Annotated in this window: 21 protein-coding genes; 8 read left to right on the top strand and 13 right to left on the bottom strand. The window is 60.6% G+C overall.

All coding sequences use genetic code 11. The annotated features are described in order from the left end of the window. Nucleotides 1-8: 8 nt before the first annotated feature. Both A7317_RS25570 and A7317_RS25565 read right to left on the bottom strand, forming a co-directional pair. On the bottom strand, nt 9-725 hold the full coding sequence (locus A7317_RS25570; protein WP_024077585.1) for an LrgB family protein: 717 nt from the start codon (nt 723-725) through the stop codon (nt 9-11). Further along, complete coding sequence (locus tag A7317_RS25565; protein WP_069077075.1) at nt 722-1,084, bottom strand: CidA/LrgA family protein; 363 nt, start codon at nt 1,082-1,084, stop codon at nt 722-724. The genes A7317_RS25570 and A7317_RS25565 overlap by 4 nt, the downstream gene beginning before the upstream one ends. Nucleotides 1,085-1,372: 288 nt before the next feature. Here A7317_RS25565 and A7317_RS25560 point away from each other — a divergent pair, with 288 nt between their 5' ends. The 3 genes from A7317_RS25560 to A7317_RS25550 all read left to right on the top strand — a co-directional run bounded on the left by A7317_RS25560 (nt 1,373) and on the right by A7317_RS25550 (nt 4,325). Further along, nucleotides 1,373-1,828 carry a MaoC family dehydratase gene (locus A7317_RS25560; RefSeq protein ID WP_069077074.1) on the top strand — a complete coding sequence of 152 codons (456 nt, stop codon included), beginning with the start codon at nt 1,373-1,375 and terminating at the stop codon, nt 1,826-1,828. Nucleotides 1,829-1,933: 105 nt separating this feature from the next. Beyond that, on the top strand, nt 1,934-3,652 hold the full coding sequence (locus A7317_RS25555) for a C13 family peptidase (protein ID WP_069077073.1): 1,719 nt from the start codon (nt 1,934-1,936) through the stop codon (nt 3,650-3,652). Between the two features lie 31 nt (nt 3,653-3,683). Next, the gene (locus A7317_RS25550; protein WP_024077589.1) at nt 3,684-4,325 is read left to right on the top strand and encodes an oxidoreductase; all 642 of its coding nucleotides are present in this window, start codon (nt 3,684-3,686) and stop codon (nt 4,323-4,325) included. A 127-nt stretch (nt 4,326-4,452) separates the two neighbouring features. Here A7317_RS25550 and yjiA read toward each other — a convergent pair whose 3' ends face one another. The 3 genes from yjiA to A7317_RS25535 all read right to left on the bottom strand — a co-directional run bounded on the left by yjiA (nt 4,453) and on the right by A7317_RS25535 (nt 7,827). After that, nucleotides 4,453-5,412, bottom strand: a complete 960-nt coding sequence (gene yjiA / locus A7317_RS25545) for a GTPase (RefSeq protein ID WP_024077498.1) — start codon at nt 5,410-5,412, stop codon at nt 4,453-4,455. 135 nt (nt 5,413-5,547) lie between these two features. Next, nucleotides 5,548-5,745 carry a YbdD/YjiX family protein gene (locus tag A7317_RS25540; RefSeq protein WP_003176208.1) on the bottom strand — a complete coding sequence of 66 codons (198 nt, stop codon included), beginning with the start codon at nt 5,743-5,745 and terminating at the stop codon, nt 5,548-5,550. A 15-nt stretch (nt 5,746-5,760) separates the two neighbouring features. Beyond that, a complete protein-coding gene (locus A7317_RS25535) occupies nt 5,761-7,827 on the bottom strand; it encodes a carbon starvation CstA family protein (protein ID WP_024077499.1) in 2,067 nt (688 codons plus the stop codon). 173 nt (nt 7,828-8,000) lie between these two features. Between A7317_RS25535 and A7317_RS25530 the strand changes: the two genes are divergently transcribed. Continuing rightward, nucleotides 8,001-8,369 carry a PilZ domain-containing protein gene (locus A7317_RS25530; protein ID WP_024077500.1) on the top strand — a complete coding sequence of 123 codons (369 nt, stop codon included), beginning with the start codon at nt 8,001-8,003 and terminating at the stop codon, nt 8,367-8,369. A gap of 4 nt (nt 8,370-8,373) precedes the next feature. Here the strand turns inward: A7317_RS25530 and A7317_RS25525 are convergent, their stop codons facing one another. The 4 genes from A7317_RS25525 to katB are packed head-to-tail and all read right to left on the bottom strand — an operon-like array spanning nt 8,374 to nt 12,654. Then, the gene (locus tag A7317_RS25525) at nt 8,374-9,099 is read right to left on the bottom strand and encodes a hypothetical protein (protein WP_069077458.1); all 726 of its coding nucleotides are present in this window, start codon (nt 9,097-9,099) and stop codon (nt 8,374-8,376) included. A 16-nt stretch (nt 9,100-9,115) separates the two neighbouring features. After that, the gene (radA, locus tag A7317_RS25520) at nt 9,116-10,483 is read right to left on the bottom strand and encodes a DNA repair protein RadA (protein ID WP_069077072.1); all 1,368 of its coding nucleotides are present in this window, start codon (nt 10,481-10,483) and stop codon (nt 9,116-9,118) included. 35 nt (nt 10,484-10,518) lie between these two features. Further along, nucleotides 10,519-11,058: an ankyrin repeat domain-containing protein gene (locus tag A7317_RS25515; protein ID WP_024077503.1), complete on the bottom strand. Its 540-nt coding sequence runs from the start codon at nt 11,056-11,058 to the stop codon at nt 10,519-10,521. 54 nt (nt 11,059-11,112) lie between these two features. Further along, complete coding sequence (gene katB / locus A7317_RS25510) at nt 11,113-12,654, bottom strand: catalase KatB (protein WP_024077504.1); 1,542 nt, start codon at nt 12,652-12,654, stop codon at nt 11,113-11,115. A 287-nt stretch (nt 12,655-12,941) separates the two neighbouring features. On the opposite strand from katB, the gene mscL reads away from it, so the two are divergent. After that, the gene (gene mscL / locus A7317_RS25505; protein ID WP_017737414.1) at nt 12,942-13,358 is read left to right on the top strand and encodes a large-conductance mechanosensitive channel protein MscL; all 417 of its coding nucleotides are present in this window, start codon (nt 12,942-12,944) and stop codon (nt 13,356-13,358) included. A gap of 44 nt (nt 13,359-13,402) precedes the next feature. On the opposite strand, the gene A7317_RS25500 is transcribed toward mscL, so the two are convergent. Continuing rightward, nucleotides 13,403-14,179, bottom strand: a complete 777-nt coding sequence (locus A7317_RS25500; protein ID WP_024077505.1) for a ferredoxin--NADP reductase — start codon at nt 14,177-14,179, stop codon at nt 13,403-13,405. A 405-nt stretch (nt 14,180-14,584) separates the two neighbouring features. Here A7317_RS25500 and A7317_RS25495 point away from each other — a divergent pair, with 405 nt between their 5' ends. Together A7317_RS25495 and A7317_RS25490 are read left to right on the top strand one after the other, a co-directional pair. After that, nucleotides 14,585-15,295: a helix-turn-helix transcriptional regulator gene (locus A7317_RS25495; RefSeq protein WP_069077071.1), complete on the top strand. Its 711-nt coding sequence runs from the start codon at nt 14,585-14,587 to the stop codon at nt 15,293-15,295. Between the two features lie 173 nt (nt 15,296-15,468). Further along, nucleotides 15,469-16,593 carry a methyltransferase gene (locus A7317_RS25490; protein WP_069077070.1) on the top strand — a complete coding sequence of 375 codons (1,125 nt, stop codon included), beginning with the start codon at nt 15,469-15,471 and terminating at the stop codon, nt 16,591-16,593. A gap of 70 nt (nt 16,594-16,663) precedes the next feature. On the opposite strand, the gene A7317_RS25485 is transcribed toward A7317_RS25490, so the two are convergent. From A7317_RS25485 to A7317_RS25475, 3 genes are read right to left on the bottom strand one after another with little or no spacing between them, the layout of a single operon-like run. Continuing rightward, complete coding sequence (locus A7317_RS25485; protein WP_069077069.1) at nt 16,664-16,831, bottom strand: DUF2474 domain-containing protein; 168 nt, start codon at nt 16,829-16,831, stop codon at nt 16,664-16,666. A gap of 12 nt (nt 16,832-16,843) precedes the next feature. Beyond that, nucleotides 16,844-17,851 (bottom strand): cytochrome d ubiquinol oxidase subunit II, encoded by a 1,008-nt coding sequence (gene cydB, locus A7317_RS25480; RefSeq protein WP_024077509.1) that lies wholly within the window; start codon nt 17,849-17,851, stop codon nt 16,844-16,846. Nucleotide 17,852: 1 nt separating this feature from the next. Further along, nucleotides 17,853-19,292, bottom strand: coding sequence for a cytochrome ubiquinol oxidase subunit I (locus tag A7317_RS25475; RefSeq protein ID WP_024077510.1), 1,440 nt, complete (start codon nt 19,290-19,292; stop codon nt 17,853-17,855). Nucleotides 19,293-19,610: 318 nt separating this feature from the next. Here A7317_RS25475 and A7317_RS25470 point away from each other — a divergent pair, with 318 nt between their 5' ends. Beyond that, entirely contained in the window at nt 19,611-20,861 is a 1,251-nt protein-coding gene (locus A7317_RS25470; protein ID WP_024077511.1) for an MFS transporter, read from the top strand. Nucleotides 20,862-20,893 lie beyond the last annotated feature (32 nt).

Genomic DNA, 20,893 nt, shown 5'->3' with positions numbered 1-20,893 from the left:
AACCCGGTTTAAACAATTACCGACACCGCCAACGGCAGGAACACCGCCGTGGCCACGCCCATCAGACTCATGGCGAGCGCCGCAAAGGCGCCGCACTCTTCGCTTTCCTGCAAGGCCACCGAGGTGCCGACCGCATGCGCGGTCATGCCCAGGGCCATGCCGCGTGCCTCGGGGCTGTGTACGCCCAGTCGCGACAGGTATGCCGGACCGATCATCGCACCGATGACCCCGGTGATCAGCACAAACACTGCGGCCAATGCGGCGACACCGCCGATCTGCTCAGCCACCAGCATGGCGATCGGCGAAGTCACCGATTTGGGCGCCATGGTCATCAGCATCATGTGTTCGGCACCAAACCACCAGCCCAGCAGCACACATAGGCCAGTGGCCAATACGCCACCTATCACCAGCGTAGTAAAAATCGGCCAGAACAACTGCCGAATCCGCCGCAGGTTCAAATAGAGCGGCACTGCCAGGGCCACCGTCGCAGGGCCGAGCAGGATGCCCATGATCTCGGTGCTCTTGCGGTATTCGGCGTAGCTCAGGCCGCAACTGAGCAACACGCCAATCACCAGCAGCATGGAGACCAGCACCGGTTGCAGGAAAATCCAGCGAGTTTTCTCAAAGCCCGCCAGCACCAGTTGATAGGCGCCGAGGGTGATACCGATGCCGAACAGAGGGTGATGAATCACCGCCGCCCACGCGCCCTGCCAGTCGAAGGTCATTGTTCCTCCTCCTGTTGCGCCTGGCGCTTGACCAGCTTTTGCATCAGCACGCCGACAAACCCCATGGCGATCACCAGCGACAGCACCAGTGCGCCGACAATGGCCCAGAAGTCCGCGGCGATGTCCTTGGCATACACCATCACCCCCACCGCCGGCGGCACCAGCAGCAACGGCAGGTAACGCAACAGGCTGCTGGCCGCCAGGCTCAACGGTTCACCGACTTCGCCGCGCCATACCAGGTAGCCCAGCATCAGCAACAGGCCAATGATCGGCCCCGGCAGTACCGGCACCAGCAAATGATTGATCGCGGTGCCGATCAATTGAAACAGCACCAGCCATGTCAGACCGCGTAACAGCATCCGTTCTCCCCCCCTCAAGGCTCGCCCGCATTATAAGCATGCCCGCTCTATGCTCCGGCATTCGCCATAAGCATGGTGGGTTGACCGGGCGGGTAGCCCATGATGATCTACATTGGTTCTCTGTAACCCCAAAAAAACAGCAACTGCCTCCCTCAGGAGCGAGATTGCTCGCGAAAAACTCGAGTGCGCCGCGCCGAACCAGAAAAGCCGGCGTTATCGTTAACGACCTTCGTGAGCAAGCTCGCGCCTGCAGCGGAGGGACAAACCGATGAACCAAGGAGAGACGCAATGCCCTATGTACCCGTAGCGCAGCTCAAAGATTATGTCGGCAAGGAACTGGGACGTTCCGAATGGCTCACCATCGACCAGGCCCGAATCAACCTGTTCGCCGAAGCCACTGGCGACCATCAGTTCATCCACATCGACCCGGTCAAGGCCGCGCAAACGCCGTTCGGCAGCACCATCGCCCACGGGTTCCTGTCGCTGTCGCTGATGCCCAAGCTGTTGGAAGACATCCTGATCATGCCAGAGGGCCTGAAGATGGCGGTCAACTATGGCCTGGACAGCGTGCGCTTTATCCAGCCAGTGAAGGTCAACTCCAAGGTGCGCCTGAACGTCACCCTCACGGACGTCACCGAGAAAAAACCGGGCCAATGGCTGTTCAAGGCCACCGCCACCCTGGAAATCGAAGGCCAGGAAAAACCCGCTTACATCGCCGAGTCGTTGTCGCTCTGCTTCGTGTAAGCCCTTCCCTGTGGTGAGGCACTGAAACTCGCCACAGGGTATGTAAATTTATGTAAGAAACTCGCAGCTACGGCATACTCGGCGCTCAATTATCCGGATCCCGCTATGCGCCCACTTGCTCCCCTTGCCCTTGCCCTGTTGCTCACCGCTTGCGGAGACGGCGAATCGCTGTTGCCGCCCGATGCGCGCCTGCCCGACGGCGGCCGCTACCGGGGTGATGTGGTCAATGGCTTGCTGCAAGGCCAGGGCCGCGTGGACTACCCCAACGGCAGCTGGTACGCCGGCCAGTTCGACCAAGGCCAGTGGCACGGCCAGGGCGAATGGCACGGCAGCAACGGCGAAGTCTATAAAGGCCAGTTCAAGCAAGGCCTGTTCGATGGCCAGGGCAGCTTGAGCACGGCGGGCAGCCACTATGTGGGCGGCTTCAAGAACGGTCGACGCAACGGCGAAGGCACCCTCAAAGAGGGGCAAATGACCTATCGCGGCGAATTCAAGGACGACCAGTACTCCGGCCTCGGTCGCCTGGAGCTGGCCGACGGCAGCCAATACCAGGGCCAGTTCGCCCACGGCAAACCAAATGGCGAAGGCCAGCGCAACGACGACAGCGGCAATCAGTTCAGCGGCCACTTCGTCGATGGCCAACTGGAAGGCAACGGCACGTTCAACAGCGCTGACGGCGACATTTATGTCGGCCAGTTCAAGCAGAACCAGCTCAATGGCAAGGGCCGTTATGAAAACGCCGACGGCGACGTGTGGATCGGCCAGTTCAAGGAAGGCGCCCTGAGCGGCAAGGGCGAATTGATTGGTGTGGACGGTAGCCATTATGTCGGCGAGTTCGCCGACTGGCGCTTCAGCGGCGAAGGCCGCCTGAACCTGACCGATGGCAGCTTCTATATCGGCGGCTTCGACAGCGACAACTACCAGGGGCGTGGCACCCTGGTGCTCGCCGACGGCACCGTGCAGGCCGGCACCTGGGTCAATGGCATGCGCGTGCGGGATGCCGACGGCAAGTTGCTACCCGACCCGCTGGAAATTGGCGTGCTCGCCCAGGGCCGCTTGCTCGAAGCCGCCCTCGCCGCCGTACCCGCCTCCACCCCGGCCGTGGAGCTGTACACCCTGGCCGTGGCCGGTGACGGTAAACAAAGCGTGTTCCTGCGCGAAGCGGACTACGTCAGCAATATGCTCGCCACCCGCTTCGGTGCCCGGGGGCAGATCCGCCTGGTCAACCACCGCGACCATATTGCCGACCGCCCCCTGGCCACCCGCGAAAGCCTGCGCCGCGCGGTGCAGACCCTCGCCGAACGCAGCGGGCCGGAAGACCTGGTGTTTATCTACCTGACAAGCCACGGCACCCACGAACATGAACTGGTGCTGGACCAGCCGCGCATGGAGCTGGCCGACCTGCCTGCCGATGAGCTGGCCGCCGTGCTCGCGCCGCTGAAGAACCGCGACAAGATCATCGTGATCTCCGCCTGCTACTCCGGCGGTTTCATCCCGGCACTGAAAGACGAACACACCCTGATCATGACCGCCTCCCGCGCCGACCGTGTGTCGTTCGGGTGCTCCGAGGAAGCCGATTTCACCTACTTCGGCGACGCCCTCTTCGCCCAGGCCTTCAACCAGACCGACGATTTGCAGCAAGCTTTCAAACTGGCGCAACTGCACGTGAGCGAACGCGAACAGGCGGACAACTTCGAGCCTTCCGAACCGCAGATGTGGGCCCCCAAAGGCGTGATCGCCCATTGGCAATTATTACGCAAACAGCAGGCACGAAAGGCGCTCGAAAGCGTCTCAATGAATAGCAAGGAAGCCAAAGGCAACTAAGCTGAACTGTGTAACAAGGGGGGAAAACACCATGTACCTGACACCTCAGCATATCCTGCTCGCGGGCGCCTCCGGGCTTACCGGCGAGCACCTGCTTGACCGCCTGCTCAACGAACCCACCGTAACCCGCGTGCTGGCGCCCAGCCGCAAACCGCTGGCTGAACACCCGCGCCTGGAAAACCCGGTAGGCGACCCGGCGGTGCTCCTGCCGCAACTGAGCGGCCAGGTGGATATTGCCTTCTGCTGCCTGGGCACCACCATCAAGAAAGCCGGATCGGAAGAGGCCTTCCGTGCCGTTGACCTGGATATGGTCGTGGCCTTCGCCAAGCGCGCCCGGGAAATGGGCGCGCGGCACTTGATCGTGATCAGTGCGATTGGCGCCGACCCGAAATCCTCGGTGTTCTACAACCGGGTCAAAGGGGAAATGGAACAGGCACTCAAGGCCCAGGACTGGCCGCAACTGACCATCGTGCGGCCTTCGCTGCTACTGGGGGAACGTGTTGAGCCGCGCCTGGCCGAGCAATTGGCCGGGCCGTTGTCACGCCTGATTCCAGGCAAGTACCACGGCATTGAAGTGTGCGAACTGGCCCGCGCCATGTGGCGCCTGGCGCTGGAAGAGCAGGACGGCGTGCGGGTGGTGGAGTCGGATGAGTTGCGCAAGCTCGGTAAATAAAGCCGGACACACAGCAAAATGTGGGAGGGGGCAAGCCCAAGCCCCAAACAGACGCCGGATAGATTTAAGCAAGCCAACCACATCGCCCGTTAATCAGTATTGCAAAAATGGGGGGACCATAGATTTTTTACGCCTGGTAAACCCGCTTAAAGCCTTCGCGGATTTTGTCTTCCGGCAACTCATCGGCAATAAACACAATCACACTCTCCCGCGCCTCACCCTCGGCCCATTCGGTGTCCCAATCGAACCCGTAGAGCTTGAGCACGCCCTGGAACACCATGCGCCGATCCTCCCCGGCGATGTTGAGCACGCCCTTGTAGCGCAGCAGTTGCTTGCCATGGTCTTCCAGCAGTTCGTTCATGAACTCACTGAGGCGGTCGATATCCAGCGGCTGGTCAGTGCGCAGTACCAGGCTGGAAATACGGTCGCTGGACGGCGCCTTGCTCACCGGGCGCAAGCTCATGCCGGCGTTAAGGTTGAAGCCGCGCACATCGAGCAGTTCGGCTAACTCAATCTTGCCGTGCTCGACCACACGGATCGGCGCGCGGCGGTTGATGCGTGTGAGGCGTTCACTGAGAGCCTCGAAGGTGGCGTCGTCCACCAGGTCACGCTTGCTCACCAGCAGGCGGTCGGCGAAACCGATCTGCGCCTGGGCGATGGTCTGGGTCAGGTGGTGCTCGGCGTGGGCCGCGTCGACGAGGGTGATGATGCCGTCAAGGATGTAGCGCTCGCGCAGTTCCTCATCGATGAAAAAGGTTTGGGCCACCGGCGCAGGGTCGGCAAGGCCGGTGCACTCGATCACCAGGCGGTCGAAGGCGATCTCGCCGCTGTCCAGGCGTTCGAGCAGCAGGTAGAGGGCCTTGGTCAGGTCGGTGTGGATAGTGCAGCACACGCAGCCGTTGGACAGGGTCATGACTTGCACCGGTTCTTCGCCCAACAGCTGGGTGTCGATACCGGCATCGCTGAATTCATTTTCGATCACGGCGATTTTCAAGCCGTGCTCGGCCTTGAGCAGGTGGCGCAGCAAGGTGGTCTTGCCGGCGCCGAGGAAGCCGCTGAGGACGGTCACTGGAATGGGAGAGGACAAAAAATTCTCCTTGAAGGAACACTGAAACAAATGTGGGAGGGGGCTCCCCCCCGATAGCAGTGTGTCAGGCACTTATCTGTCACTGACGCACCACTATCGGGGGCAAGCCCCCTCCCACAGGAGAGTTACGTTAAATCAACAGCACTTGGGCCCACCCTTGCCACCGTAACGGGCTTCCTGGCGCTCTCGGAAGAACGCCTTGTAGTCCATCATCGGTTTGTCCGGGTGTTTGGTTTGCATATGCTCGACGTAGGTGTCGTAGTCGGGCATGCCGACCATCAGGCGCGCGGCCTGACCGAGGTATTTACCGAGGCGACTGATGTCATTGAACATGGCTGCAATCCTCGATCAAGCGTCCGGTACAGCCTGGAACGGGGCTTCTTTATCCGTACGTTCTTTGTTGCCCCAGGCGGCGACACCGACCTTGAGCGCATAGAACAGGATGCTGAACACCACGAACAGGAACAGCGCCGTCAGCGTTGCGTTGGTGTAGGCGTTCCAGATCACGTGTTGCATCTGGTCGATGCTCTTGGCCGGGGCCAGGATCTGGCCGTTGGCCAGGGCATCGCTGTATTTCTTCGCCAGCGACAGGAAGCCGATCGCCGGGTTGGCGTCGAACAGCTTGATGAAGCCTGCGGTGGTGGTGCAGATCAGCAGCCAGACAGCCGGCAGCATGGTCACCCAGATGTAGCGTTGGCGTTTCATTTTGATCAGCACAACGGTCGCCAGCATCAGCGCGATACCCGCCAGCATCTGGTTGGAGATACCAAACAGCGGCCACAAGGTGTTGATCCCGCCCAGTGGGTCGATCACGCCTTGGTACAGCAGGTAGCCCCACATGGCCACGCAACCGGCAGTCGCGATCAGGTTGGCGGTCCACGATTCGGTGCGTTTGAGCGCCGGTACGAAGGAGCCCAGCAAGTCTTGCAGCATGAAGCGCCCGGCACGGGTGCCGGCGTCGACAGCAGTCAGGATGAACAGCGCTTCGAACAGGATCGCAAAGTGGTACCAGAACGCCATGGTGTTTTCACCTGGCAGCACACTGTGCAGGATCTGTGCGATCCCCACCGCGAGAGTCGGCGCACCACCGGCACGGGCCAGGATGGTGGTTTCACCGATGTCATGGGCGACGGCCGACAACGCCTCGGGGGTAATTGCAAAGCCCCAGCTGCTGACGGTTTGCGCCACGGTGACCACGTCGGTGCCGACAATCGCCGCCGGGCTGTTCATGGCGAAATACACGCCAGGCTCGATCACCGAAGCGGCAACCATCGCCATGATGGCCACGAACGACTCCATCAACATGCCGCCATAACCGATGTAGCGGGCGTGGCTTTCACTGGCAAGCAGCTTGGGCGTAGTGCCCGAGGAGATCAGCGCGTGGAAGCCGGAAACCGCACCGCAGGCAATGGTGATGAACAGGAACGGGAACAGGCCGCCCTTCCATACCGGGCCGGTGCCATCGATGAACTGGGTCAGCGCGGGCATTTTCAGGTCGGGCATGGTCACCAGGATGCCGATCGCCAGGGCGATGATGGTGCCGATTTTCAGGAAGGTGGAGAGGTAGTCACGTGGCGCCAGGATCAGCCACACCGGCAGTACCGCGGCGACGAAACCGTAGCCGATCAGCATCCAGGTGATCTGGATCCCGGTGAAGGTGAAGGCCTTGGCCCAGACCGGGTCAGCGGCAATCTGCCCGCCCAGCCAGATCGAACCCAGCAGCAGCAACACGCCGAGGATCGAAATTTCACCGATGCGGCCCGGGCGGATGTAGCGCATGTAGATGCCCATGAACATCGCGATCGGGATGGTCGCCATCACCGTGAAGATACCCCACGGGCTCTCGGCCAGGGCCTTGACCACGATCAGCGCCAGCACCGCGAGGATGATGATCATGATCAGGAAGCAGCCGAACAGCGCGATGGTCCCGGGAATGCGGCCCATCTCTTCGCGAACCATATCTCCCAGGGAACGGCCGTTGCGACGGGTGGACAGGAACAGGACCATGAAGTCCTGCACCGCACCGGCCAGCACCACACCGGCAATCAGCCACAAGGTGCCAGGCAGGTAGCCCATTTGCGCCGCCAATACCGGACCGACCAACGGGCCTGCACCGGCAATCGCCGCAAAGTGGTGACCGAAAAGGATGTGTTTGTTGGTCGGCACATAGTCCAGACCGTCGTTGTTGACCACTGCGGGGGTGGCCCGCCGAGGATCGAGCTGCATCACATTGTTAGCGATGAACAGACTGTAGTAACGGTAAGCAACCAGATAAATGGCCACAGCGGCGACCACGATCCACAAGGCGTTTATCGCCTCGCCGCGGCGCAAGGCCACTACGCCCAGGGCGCACGCTCCTACGATTGCCAGCACCAGCCAGGGTAAGTGGCGTAGCAGGCTATTATTATTTTTCATTTTTATATTCCAGCCAGGGTGGACAGAAAGGACAGCCACCCGGAGTTTAGCGCTACTGGCCTTAAAGGCCACCCCCCTACGTTGGTCTAGAGCCTTCCCAAGGCAAAAAAGCAGAAAAAACAGCCCAGTGATGGCGTACGGCTACAATCCTTCTATCCACAGAGGGTTTCACCATGACCGAGCAAGCGTCTGATCGCCGCCGTTTTCGCCGGATCGCCTTTGATGCCAAGACCAAACTTCAGCAAAACGGCCATGAATGGCCGGTGCAATTGGTGGATTTGTCGCTAAAGGGCCTGTTGGCGCAACGGCCTGAAGATTGGAAGGGAAATATAAAGCTGCCGTTCACCGTCGACATACGCCTGGATCCCGAGGCTCATATAAAGATGCAAGTAGAACTGACCCACGAAGCAAAAGGCCAACTGGGATTTGTGTGCACAAACATCGACCTGGACTCGATCAAACACTTGCGGAGGCTGATCGAGCTGAACCTGGGCGACCAGGAAGAACTTGAGCGGGAGCTGGGCGCGTTGCTGGAAGTGTGATGGCTCAGGGAAACGCCGTACGTGCGGGAAATGCGCTTTCCATGTCCCAGTAGCCCTTTTTCTGACTTGAGGCGCCGTGCCACTGTCCGTCAACAAACCGATAAGTCTGATAACGCGTGGCAAAGTCATCCTCACCGTCGCCATCCATGAAGGACGACACCTGCAGCAGCTCATCCGCGCCGCCACTGGCTGGCGTCGCTATCATCCACGCAGCCTTGCCCGTCTGTGCCAGGGTCAACGCCTGGGCTTTGCCGTCGGTGCCCTGGTAACTCAGCGGTTTGAGTTGCTGTTTGTCAGGCAGCAACAGTTGCGTGGCAGGCCCGCTGTAACTGCCCATGGGGGCGGTCTGATCGATGGTCAAAAAATACACAGGTTCGGGCAGCCCTTTGAGCGGGGCTTTCTCGACCTGGGCCAACGGGTAGCCGAGGTCTTCGTGAGCTATCACCTCGCCAGAGGCTGATACCAACCGCACCTGGGCTTCGCGCAGCGGGCTGTCGACCAAATCGCCAGGCTCGTCGAACGAGTCTTCATCCAACCCATTGCCCCAACTGTCGCTGTGCAGTTGGGCGCTGATGCGCTGGTCTTCCAGCACCTGCAGCACACTGCCGTCGGGTGTCACCAGCTTCTGCGCCAGCCGATAACCGGCTGGCAGCTCAGCCCACGCCATGGCGGACGAGCCGGCCAAAGCGATAAACAGGGCGAGCGCGCCCCAGCGATTCGATCGTCGCATGGCGTCCATCCCTGAGTTATTCGAAAAGTGCATCCAATGCCTGTTCCAGGCGCGTTACCCCGATCACCTGCAACCCTGGCGGCGCTTCCTTTGGCGCATTGCCCTTCGGCACAATCGCGCGTTTGAAGCCGTGCTTGGCGGCTTCCTTGAGGCGCTCCTGGCCACTGGGCACCGGGCGCACTTCGCCCGACAGGCCGACTTCGCCAAACACCAGCAAGTCATGGGGCAGCGGCCGGTTGCGCAGGCTGGACATCACCGCCGCCATCAACGCCAGGTCGGATGCGGTTTCCAGCACCTTGACCCCGCCCACCACGTTGAGGAACACGTCCTGGTCATGGGTCGGAATGCCACCATGGCGGTGCAATACCGCCAGCAACATCGCCAGGCGGTTCTGATCCAGGCCCAGGGTGACTCGACGCGGGTTGGCCAAATGGCTGTCATCCACCAGCGCCTGGACTTCCACCAGCATCGGCCGAGTGCCTTCCCACGTCGCCATCACCACACTGCCGGGGACTTCTTCCTGGGCACGGGTGAGAAAAATCGCCGATGGATTGGAGACTTCTTTCAGCCCCCGGTCGGTCATGGCGAACACACCCAGCTCGTTCACCGCGCCAAAGCGGTTCTTCACCGCGCGCAGCAAACGCAGGCGGCCATCGGATTCACCTTCGAAATACAGCACGGTGTCGACCATATGCTCCAGCACGCGTGGCCCGGCCAATGCACCTTCCTTGGTCACGTGGCCAACCAGGAAGATCGCCGTGCCACTCTGCTTGGCATAACGCACCAGCAGCGCCGCACTTTCGCGCACCTGGGACACGCCACCCGGCGCCGATTGCAGTTGTTCGGTGAAAATCGTCTGGATCGAGTCGATCACCATGACCTTGGGTTTTTCGATGCGGGCCGTGGCGATGATGCTTTCGATGCAGGTTTCCGTCATGACCCGCAGTTGATCCTGGGGCAGGCCCAAACGACGGGCGCGCATGGCCACTTGCTGCTGGGATTCTTCACCCGTGACGTACAGCGCCGGCATGCGGCTGGCGATGCTGCACAGGGTTTGCAGCAGGATCGTCGACTTGCCGATGCCCGGGTCGCCGCCGATCAGCACCACCGAACCATCCACCAGGCCGCCGCCGAGCACACGGTCCAGCTCGCCGGACGCGGTGGAGAAACGCGGAATCTCTTCGACACTGACTTCAGCCAGGGTCTTGATCTGCGCCTGTTGCCCGGTCCAGCCGGCGCGGCCGGTAGGGGCCGAGGCGCCGCCACTTTCGATCATGGTTTCCGTGAGGGTATTCCACGCACCGCACTCGGTGCATTGGCCGGCCCACTTGGGAAAGGTCGCGCCGCACTCCGTGCAGCCGTACATGCGCTTGGCCTTTGCCATTCGAGAACCTCCAACCGAAAAACCGCGATGATAGCTCAGCGCGACGCCGGGGTCCGGATTTCACCGCTGGCCAACCGTGAAGCACTGTTGCCGACCGGGTCTTCGGCGTTGAGATCGGCACCCTTGGCTTTGAGTGCGTCGAGCAACTCGATCCGTTTGAACAGGCCGGCGTACATGGCTGCCGTCTGCCCGGCGCCGTTACGTTGGTCGGGGTTGCAGTCGGTGGCCAGCAGGCGCTGGGCGATTTTCAATTCACCCTTGAAGATCGCCCCCATCAACGCGGTGTTGCCGCGCTTGTCCTGCACACAGGCGTCGGCGCCGGCGGCGAGCAAGCGCTCCACGTAGGCGCTCTCGCCGTGGTAGGCGGCGAGGATCAGCGCGGTGTAGCCCTTGTCGTCCTGGGTGTTGAGGGGGAAACCGGCGTCGATAAAGGTGTTGAGCATGTCGAGGTCGCCACGGCGAGCGGCGTCGAAGTAGTAATCCTGAAGCTGTGCCTTGAGCGCGACCGGGTCGGGGGACTCGGCATGGGCGAAAAAGGCCAGCATGGCCATCAGTAAGCCGATAGAAACACGCATGGGTTCTCTCCTGCCAGAGGTCGACGCCCACAAGGACGTCGACCGAAACCAACGTCAGTCGGTGAGTTTTTCGGCCAGCGCCTTCACGCGAGCCAGGTCACCCTTGGCGACCTTGGCCACGCCGGTACCATATTCCGGGTCGGCTTTGTAGAGGAACGACAGGATGATGTGCTTGCTCTCGTCATCGGTAGTGGCCAGGGAGCCGCCGAAGTTGTCGATCAAGTCCTGACGCTCTTTCTTGCTGTAGGAGCGATACAGGTCACCCGCTTGTTTGAAGTTCTGCTCACGCTGGATCTTCGCCTGCTGGGTGCTGCCCGACAGTGCCGTCTGGCTGTAGCGCGCGGTTTGCGGCTCTTCACGGTTTTCCAGGCGGCTTGGCTGGTAGTTCACGCCGCTGGTGGTTTTGCCGAAGTTCAGCGCGCCGTCCTGGTTCCCGTTGTTGACGGTGACCCGTGGGGCGTTGATCGGCAATTGCAGCGCATTAGCGCCCAGGCGATACATTTGCGTGTCCGCATACGAGAACACCCGGCCTTGCAGCAGGCGGTCTTCCGACGGTTCGATACCCGGTACCAGGTTGGCCGGGGCCATGGCGACTTGCTCGGTTTCCTGGAAGACATTCGCCGGGTTGCGGTTCAGTACCATCTGCCCGACTTTACGCTCGGGCACATTCGGCCAGATCTTGGTGGCGTCCAGTGGGTCGAAATCAAACTTGGCCAACTCTTCCGGCTTGAGTACCTGCACATACAGGTCCCACTTGGGGAAATCGCCCTTATTGATGTGGGTAACCAAGTCATTGGTCATATGACTGTAGTCACGCCCCTGCACCTCGGTAACTTGCTTGGGATCGAGGTTCTTAATGCCCTGCAGGCTCTTCCAGTGGAACTTGACGTAGTGCACTTCGCCCTTGGCGTTAATCAACTTGTAGGCATGTACGCCATTGCCATCCATTTCCCGATAACTTGCCGGGGTACCGGAGTCGGAATACAACTCGGTGAGTGTACGAGTGGCCTCGGGAACATGGGAGAAGAAGTCGAAACGACGGGAGTCATCGTCCAGGTTAGTGCGTGGGTCCGGCTTGAAGGCGTGGACCATGTCGGGGAACTTGATGGCGTCGCGGATAAAGAACGTCGGGAAGTTGTTGCCCACCAGGTCCCAGTTGCCATCAGCGGTGTAGAACTTGGTGGCGAAACCGCGCGGGTCACGCAAGGTTTCCGGGGAGTGGTTGCCGTGCACCACGGCCGAGAAGCGCACGAACACCGGGGTGGCTTCGCCTGCCGCAAAGACCTTGGCCTTGGTCAGGTCGCTGAGGGTGTCGGTGACTGTAAACGTGCCGTGGGCACCAGTGCCACGGGCATGCACCACGCGCTCGGGGATGCGCTCTCGATCGAAACGCTGCAGCTTCTGGATCAATTGCACGTCTTGCAGCAGCACTGGGCCATTGGCGCCCGCGGTTTGCGAGTTCTGGTTGTCGCCGACGGCAGCGCCGTTATCGCGGGTCAGGTTGGCGGCTTGCACAGAAAGGGAAAGCAGGCTGGCGGTCGCCAGTACCACTGCATGTCGCGCCAGGCCTGGGCCGCGCTTAATGGGGTTCTTCATCGAGGTTTCCTCTGGTTTTTTTAGCGCACATTCAGTTGTGCTTGCCAGAGGCTAGTGACCCGCGAGTCAGAAGATAAATAGAAAAACACCACTAGGGCGATTAAGAAATTAATGTGGTAAGCCACTGAAATGGCGCGTATTTCGCGCGCGACTGGTGGCACTTTGCAAACTATTTGCGTTTTAATGTGTCGATAAAAACCAAGAGTGTGAACAGTTGTGTCAGGCAAGCCCTCCACGACTGACTTACACTGAGCAGCACCCTTCTAATCTGTAACAAGGAATAACCTATGGGCGTGATCAGTGAGTTCAAGGCCTTCGCGGTCAAAGGTAATGTGGTCGACATGGCCGTCGGTATCATCATCGGCGCCGCCTTCGGCAAAATTGTTTCCTCGTTCGTAGGCGACGTGGTGATGCCGCCCATTGGTCTGTTGATCGGTGGCGTAGACTTCGGCGACCTGGCGATAACGCTCAAAGCCGCGCAGGGTGACGTGCCCGCGGTTGTGCTGGCGTACGGCAAGTTCATTCAGAGCGTGATCGACTTTGTGATCGTCGCGTTTGCGATCTTCATGGGTGTGAAGGCCATCAACCGCCTCAAGCGCGAAGAAGCCGTGGCGCCGAGCCTGCCACCGACGCCAACCAAGGAAGAAGTGTTGCTGGGTGAGATCCGTGATCTGCTCAAGGCACAGAACGACAAGCCGCTGTAACCCCATCGACTTGCAGAAAGGCGCCTCGAGGGGCGCCTTTTTTGTTACCAGTAATTCTCCACGGCCACCTGGCCAGGGCGCCGGGACAGGCTCAATTGCATGTCGCGCTGTTTGAGCAATTGGCGGGTGTCGTCGATCATCTGGGGGTTGCCGCAAATCATCACGCGCGAATGCTCCGGGCTCAGCTCGACGCCGGCCGCGCGCTCCAACTCGCCATTCTCGATCAAGGTGGTGATACGCCCATTCAACGCGCCCGGATGCTGCTCACGCGTGACGAGCGGCAGGTAGGTCAGTTTGTGCGCATATTCAGCCAGGTACTCGCGCTCGCCCAAGCCCTGGATAAGCGACTGATAGGCCAGCTCCCTGGCTTCCCGCGCGCTGTACACCAGGATGATGCGCTCGAATTTTTCCCACACCTCGAAGTCCTGCAGGATCGACAGGAACGGCGCCACCCCGGTGCCAGTGCCCAGCAGCCAAAGGTCGCGGCCATCGACGAAACGGTTCAGGGTGAGGAACCCCGTAGCCTGGCGCTCGACCAACAGCGTGTCGCCCACACGCAGGCGACTCAGTTCGCTGGTGAACTCGCCGCCGGGCACAACAATCGAGAAAAAATCCAAGTGCTCATCGAACGGTGAAGACACCACAGAGTAAGCGCGCCATACGGTGCTGCCATCCGCCTTGGTGACCCCCAGGCGCACGAACTGGCCGGCGACAAACCGAAAGCCGGGGTCGCGGGTGGTCCGCAAGGTGAAGAGGCTGGGGGTCAGCGATTGCACGTCGAGCAAGGTCTGGCGGGTAAATTTCTCAGCACTGGCCGTCATGGGGAACTCCGTTCTACAGGTGCCCTAGTGTCCCTCAAAGTCACGCGCGGAAACACCTGCAGTCGGTAGTGACATCCTGAATGCCCCTTGGGGGACCAAAGCTAATGGCACTTTAATTGCTCGTCTAATTATTTCGCTATAACACAACACCGCGCCATTACATTGAAGCGCGGCCCATTTGTTAGTTGGGTGTTACAGGTAGTGCACTGCCCTCGTGAAATGGAAGGGGCAACCTCCATCGAACGCTTGATGGCAAATTAATATTACTGCTGAAACTATCTTTCCCCTCTCCCTACCAAGAAAGAAATTTCCGACATTGATGTAGATCATGTCCTACACTCATTTGCGTGCAGCACTGGGGCTCAGGATGTACCCATGCCGCCGACACGTTATGGAGAGTTACCAATGGTTAACTGGCGAAATACACGGATTCCCAAACTGGAAGGCGAGGACAAGATCACCAGCGTATTTGAAATGGTTATCAACAGAACCCTTGAACTCGGCTTCCAATTCTGTTCCTTCACCATGAGTTCTCAACTACCGACAAACTCAACCAAACCGATTCATCTCAAAAACTATCCGAATGAATGGAACCTGCAGTATGACCAGGCCCACTACTTCGAAGTAGACCCGGTCGTCAACCATTGCAAACATTGCGTATTACCCATTGTCAGGGAGGAAAAACTCTTCACCGCCGTGCCAAGCCTGTGGGAACTGGCCCGGTCACAGGGTGTGCATCTGGGGTGGACCCAATCGGTCCACGACTTCCAGGGTGTGTTCAGCATGCTGTCCCTGGGACGCAGCGAGGGCGCAGTCAGCCCGGAAGAACTGTATGAAAAGGCCGGCCATGTCTTGTGGCTCTGCCATGCGATGCACGCGGTTGTCGCACAAAAATTTGCCGACAACCCAAGCATTACCCCGCCCTGCAAATTGACCGAGCGGGAAACGGAAGTCCTCAGATGGTCAGCCCTGGGCAAGACCGCCGCCGACATTGCCGGCATCCTCTGCCTGTCGGAGCGTACGGTGGGTTTTCATATCAGCCGTACGTTCAAGAAACTGGGGGTCAATAACAAGATTGCCGCTGTACTGAGGGCATCAAAAGCCGGGCTGTTTTAACCGCCCCGGAAACGCTGCATGTAATCCTTGCAAAAAATAAGTAACATTTACGACCAACTCTGAGTGTTGATGCCGCCGCCAAGGCGCCGCCTCGCAGTTCACTCAGACGGTTCGACCAGCGCGCCTCACGCCCCCTGCCGAACACCCATCGATTACCCAGAGCCTCCCCTGCCATGCCCCTGCTCGACAGTCCATTCGCCCAGCTCGATCTGATCCGCCAGCCAGAGCAACACAATGATCCGCTGCAGGCCTTCGACGCCGCCGACGAGTACCTGCTCAGTCACTTGGCTGAGCAACAGCCGGGCGCAACGACCCGCGTGCTGGTACTCAACGACAGTTTTGGCGCCCTGGCGGCCAGCCTCGAAGGCCGGGTGCAGGTGACGTCCAGTGGTGATTCGTTTCTTGCCGCCCAGGGCCTGGAGAAAAACCTGGTGCGCAACGGCAAGGCGTTCGATGCAGTGAGTTTTGTCCCGGCCAGCCAGGTGCCCATCGGGCCATTCGACCGGGTGCTGATACGCGTCCCGAAAACCCTGGCCTTGCTGGAAGAACAGCTGATTCGCCTGCAAGGCCAACTGGCCCCGGGCGCCGAAGTGGTCGCGGGGGCGATGATCAAGCATCTCCCACGGGCCGCCGGTGAATTGCTGGAACGCTATATCGGACCGATGCACGCTTCATTGGCGGTAAAAAAGGCACGTTTGCTGATCGCAACATTGGCAGACCGCCCGGCAGCGGTGTCGCCCTACCCGACACGCTATACCCTGGAAACACCGCCCATCGAGCTGCTCAACCACGCCAACGTGTTCTGCCGCGAAGGACTGGACATCGGCACCCGTGCGTTCCTGCCCCACTTGCCCAAGGGCCTGGGCGCCGCGCGCGTCGCGGACCTTGGATGCGGCAACGGCGTATTGGCGATTGCCAGCGCCCTGCAAAACCCGCAGGCGCAGTACACCTTGGTGGACGAGTCCTACATGGCCGTGCAATCAGCCGCCGAGAATTGGCAAGCGGCCCTCGGCGCGCGCGCGGTGAGTGTCCATGCCGGCGACGGCCTGGCAGGCCAGGCGCCGGAGTCCCTCGACGTGGTGCTGTGCAACCCGCCGTTCCACCAGCAACAGGTGGTCGGCGACTTCCTCGCCTGGCGCATGTTCCAACAGGCGCGCGAGGCCTTGGTGGCAGGCGGCGCCCTCTATATCGTCGGCAACCGCCATCTGGGCTATCACAGCAAGTTGGCGCGGCTGTTCCGAGGCGTCGAGCAAGTCGCCGCCACACCGAAGTTCGTAATCCTCAAAGCGCGCAAATAAAAAAAGACCCCGCCCCTCCAAAGAGGGAACAGGGTCAAAAAACCGTGCCGCAAGGCAACGGGATGGGATGTCAGTGAGTGGTCAGGCCGGCCGCGCTCATGAACATGCGCATCAGGCTGGCCACGATGAACAGGGCCAGCACGCTGGCGCTCCAGATCATCGCCAACCACCCCAGGCGCCGCCACAACGGCTGTTTCTCGGCCTGTTCAATCTCGTGCAACGAAGGTTTGCCAGACATGGAACGACCCTCCTAGTGATAGCCGTCTTCGTGGGTGACCTTGCCGCGGAACACGTAGTAGCTCCAGAAGGTGTAGCCCAGGATGAACGGAATGATGAACAGCGTACCCACCAGCATGAAGCCCTGGCTTTGCGGCGGTGCAGCCGCATCCCAGATCGATACCGAGGGCGGGATGATATTGGGCCACAGGCTGATCCCCAGGCCGCTGTAGCCAAGGAAGATCAGCACCAGCGTCAGCAGGAACGGCGTGTAGTGCGCATTACGCGCCACGGCGCGGATCAACCCGTACATGGTCACCAGCACCAGGATCGGTACCGGCAGGAACCAGAACAGGTTCGGCAGGGTGAACCAGCGCGAGGCGATTTCCGGGTGCGCCAGCGGCGTCCACAGGCTGACGATCCCAATCACCGCCAGCACCACAAAGGCCAATGGCTGCGCCAGGTTGTGCATCTTCTCCTGCAACGGGCCTTCGGTTTTCATGATCAGCCAGGTGCAGCCGAGCAACGCATAGGCCACGATCAGCGCCACCCCGCAGAACATCGTGAACGGCGTGAGCCAATCCAGCGAGCCGCCGGCAAATTGGCGATTGACCACCGGGATGCCGTCGATAAACGCCCCCAGCGCCACGCCCTGGAAGAAGGTCGCCGCCAGTGAGCCGCCGATAAACGCCTTGTCCCACAGGTGACGCTTGTGGTCCTTGGCCTTGAAGCGAAACTCGAAGGCCACGCCGCGAAAGATCAGCCCGATCAGCATCAGCATCAACGGCAGGTACAGGGCCGACAACACCACCGAGTAGGCCAGCGGGAAGGCGCCGAACAACGCCGCGCCCCCCAGCACCAGCCAGGTTTCGTTACCGTCCCAGACCGGGGCGACGGTGTTCATCATCACGTCACGGTCGGTCTTGCCCGGAATAAACGGGAAGAGGATGCCGATGCCCAGGTCGAAGCCGTCCATGACCACGTACATCATGATGCCGAAGATGATGATCACGGCCCAGATCAGCGGAAGATCAATACCCATCTCAATTCCCCTTGTGCTGGATGTGGGCGTGGTCGTCATCGCCGCCATCATCGGCGGCGGACAATGGACGGGCCGGTGTGCGTTTCTGGCCAGGGCCACCGTGGGTCGGCTCGGTGCTTTCGTGGGTCACAGGGCCTTTGCGTACCAGGCGCATCATGTAGCCCAGGCCTGCGCCGAACAGCGCGAAGTACACCACCACGAACAGCACCAGGGTGATGGTCATCTGCGCCAGGCTATGCCCGGAGGACGCATCCGCCGTGCGCATCAACCCGTAGACGACCCACGGCTGGCGACCGATTTCGGTGGTGAACCAGCCCGCGAGGATCGCGATCAGGCCGGACGGGCCCATCCACAGGGCCAGGTACAGGAACGGCCTGGAGGTGTACATCTTGCCGCCCCGGCGCAGCCAGAGGCTGAACAGCCCGGTGAAGATCATCAGCAAGCCCAGGCCGACCATGACCCGGAACGACCAGAACACAATGGTCGAGTTGGGGCGGTCTTCAGGCGCAAACTCCTTGAGCGCCGGCACCTGTTTGTCCAGGGAGTGGGTCAGGATCAGGCTGCCCAGGTAGGGAATTTCCACCGCGTATTTGGTTTTTTCGGCTTTCATGTCCGGCCAGCCAAACAGGATCAACGGCGTCGGCTCATTGCCGATATTTTCCCAGTGGCCTTCAATCGCGGCGATTTTCGCCGGCTGATGCTTGAGCGTGTTGAGGCCGTGGAAGTCACCGATCACCGCCTGGATAGGCGCCACGATCAGGGCCATCCACATCGCCATCGACAACATGGTGCGGATCGCGGGGGTGTCCTTGCCACGCAACAAATGCCAGGCCGCCGAGGAGCCGACGAAGAAGGCCGTGGCGACAAACGCGGCCGTGGCCATGTGCATCAGGCGGTAGGGGAACGACGGGTTGAAGATCACCGCCAGCCAGTCGGTGGGAATCACGCGGCCGTCGATGATTTCAAAGCCCTGGGGCGTCTGCATCCAGCTGTTGGACGCCAGGATCCAGAAGGTGGAGATCAACGTACCGACCGCCACCATTACCGTGGCGAAGAAGTGCAGCTTGCGCCCCACCTTGTTCCAGCCGAACAGCATCACGCCGAGGAAACCGGCCTCGAGGAAGAAGGCCGTGAGCACTTCGTACGTGAGCAGCGGCCCGGTGACGGAGCCGGCGAAGTCCGAGAAGCGGCTCCAGTTGGTGCCGAACTGGTAGGCCATGACCAAGCCGGAGACCACGCCCATGCCGAAGTTGACGGCAAAGATCTTCGACCAGAAGTGGTAGAGGTCACGGTAGGTGTCGTTATGGGTCTTGAGCCACAGACCTTCCAGCACCGCAAGGTAACTGGCCAGGCCAATGGTGATCGCCGGGAACAGGATGTGAAACGAGATGGTGAACGCAAATTGAATTCGGGCGAGATCTAGCGCCTCCAAACCGAACATAAGTCTTCCTCTGTCAGGTAATACCGAATGCTGGCTGGAGGCCGCATCCACTGCCCCCACGGATATGGAGTGTGGCGAATTTCAATTCGTTTCTTTTTTTAACCAACCACGCAGGGATCCTGGCCTTGCGGCCGCCAGAACAAATTCTGAAATGACTTTGATCTGGATCAATCACAGTCAAAAGAGTAGTCCCATTTTCGCGATTGGCCTGTGTGGTCTTTTGCCGCGTGACAGCTTGCCTCAGCCCTCTTCTCGCAACTAATTGTTACAGCTTGATGCTAATCTCACCCTTCCCTCCGGCCTTGACCAGAATTTCCGATGCCCAGTGAACCCGCGTTGCTGTTACGTCACCACCGCCCTTTCATCGCGTTCTGGCTGGCGCGGATCTTCACCGCCAGCGGCTTCCAGATGCTTACCGTGGCCATCGGCTGGAACCTCTACCAACTGACCGGCAACGTACTCGACCTGGGCCTGGTCGGCCTGGTGGAATTCGTCCCACGCGTGCTGTTCATGCTGCACACGGGGCATGTGGCCGACCGCTATGAGCGGCGTAAAGTCGCGGCCATCTGCCAGACCGTGCAGGCGCTGATCGCCTTGTCCCTGGCCATCGGTGGCCTGACTGGCAACGTAACCCGCGAGATGATCTTTATCCTCGCCTTCGTGCTGGGTGCCGCGCGATCCTTCGAGATGCCCACCACCCAGGCGCTGCTGCCGAGCATCGTGCCCAGCGCGCTGTTCCCGCGCGCCGTGGCTTCGTCACAATCGGCCCAGCAACTGGCGACTATCGTCGCGCCGGCCCTCGGTGGGTTGCTCTACGCCTTTGGCAGCGTGTGGGTGTATGGCCCGACCGTGGTGCTGTACCTGATTGCCTGCGTCTTGACCCTCAACCTGCCCGCCCGCCAGACCCCGCTCAATACAGGCAAGGCAACGTTGGATTCGCTGCTCGCCGGCATCCGCTTTATCCGCAGCCGCCCGGACATCCTCGGCGCGATTTCCCTCGACCTGTTCGCCGTGCTGCTCGGCGGCGCCACTGCGTTGCTGCCGGTGTTTGCCAAGGACATCCTGCTGACCGGCGCCTGGGGCCTGGGCCTGCTACGCTCGGCACCCGCTGTCGGTGCCTTGCTGATGTCGCTGTGGTTGGCACGGTTTGCGGTGGACCGACAGGTCGGCCGGGTCATGTTTACCGCCGTCGGGGTGTTTGGCGTGGCGACCATTGCCTTCGGCCTCTCCACTTCGTTCTGGTTTTCCCTGGCCGTGCTGGTGGTGCTGGGCGCGGCGGACATGATCAGCATGGTGATCCGCGCCTCCTTTGTGCAACTGGAAACCCCGGATGAAATGCGCGGGCGGGTCAGTGCGGTCAATGGCCTGTTTATTGGCGCCTCGAATCAATTGGGCGAGTTCGAATCCGGGATTACCGCCCACTGGTTCGGCACTGTGCCGGCGGTGGTGATGGGCGGTATCGGCACGTTGGTGGTGACGGGGGTGTGGATCAAACTGTTCCCGACCCTGGCCAATCGCGACCGTATGCATGTGCCGGTGGAAGAGCCCGCTCAAAAAACTACCGCATAACCCATGTGGGAGGGGGCATGGGTATCTACACA

The organism is Pseudomonas fluorescens, from assembly GCF_001708445.1.
Taxonomy (GTDB): Bacteria; Pseudomonadota; Gammaproteobacteria; order Pseudomonadales; family Pseudomonadaceae; genus Aquipseudomonas; species Aquipseudomonas gorinensis.
Note: the sequence above shows the minus strand (reverse complement) of the source record. Positions and strands in the feature narration are given on the sequence as shown.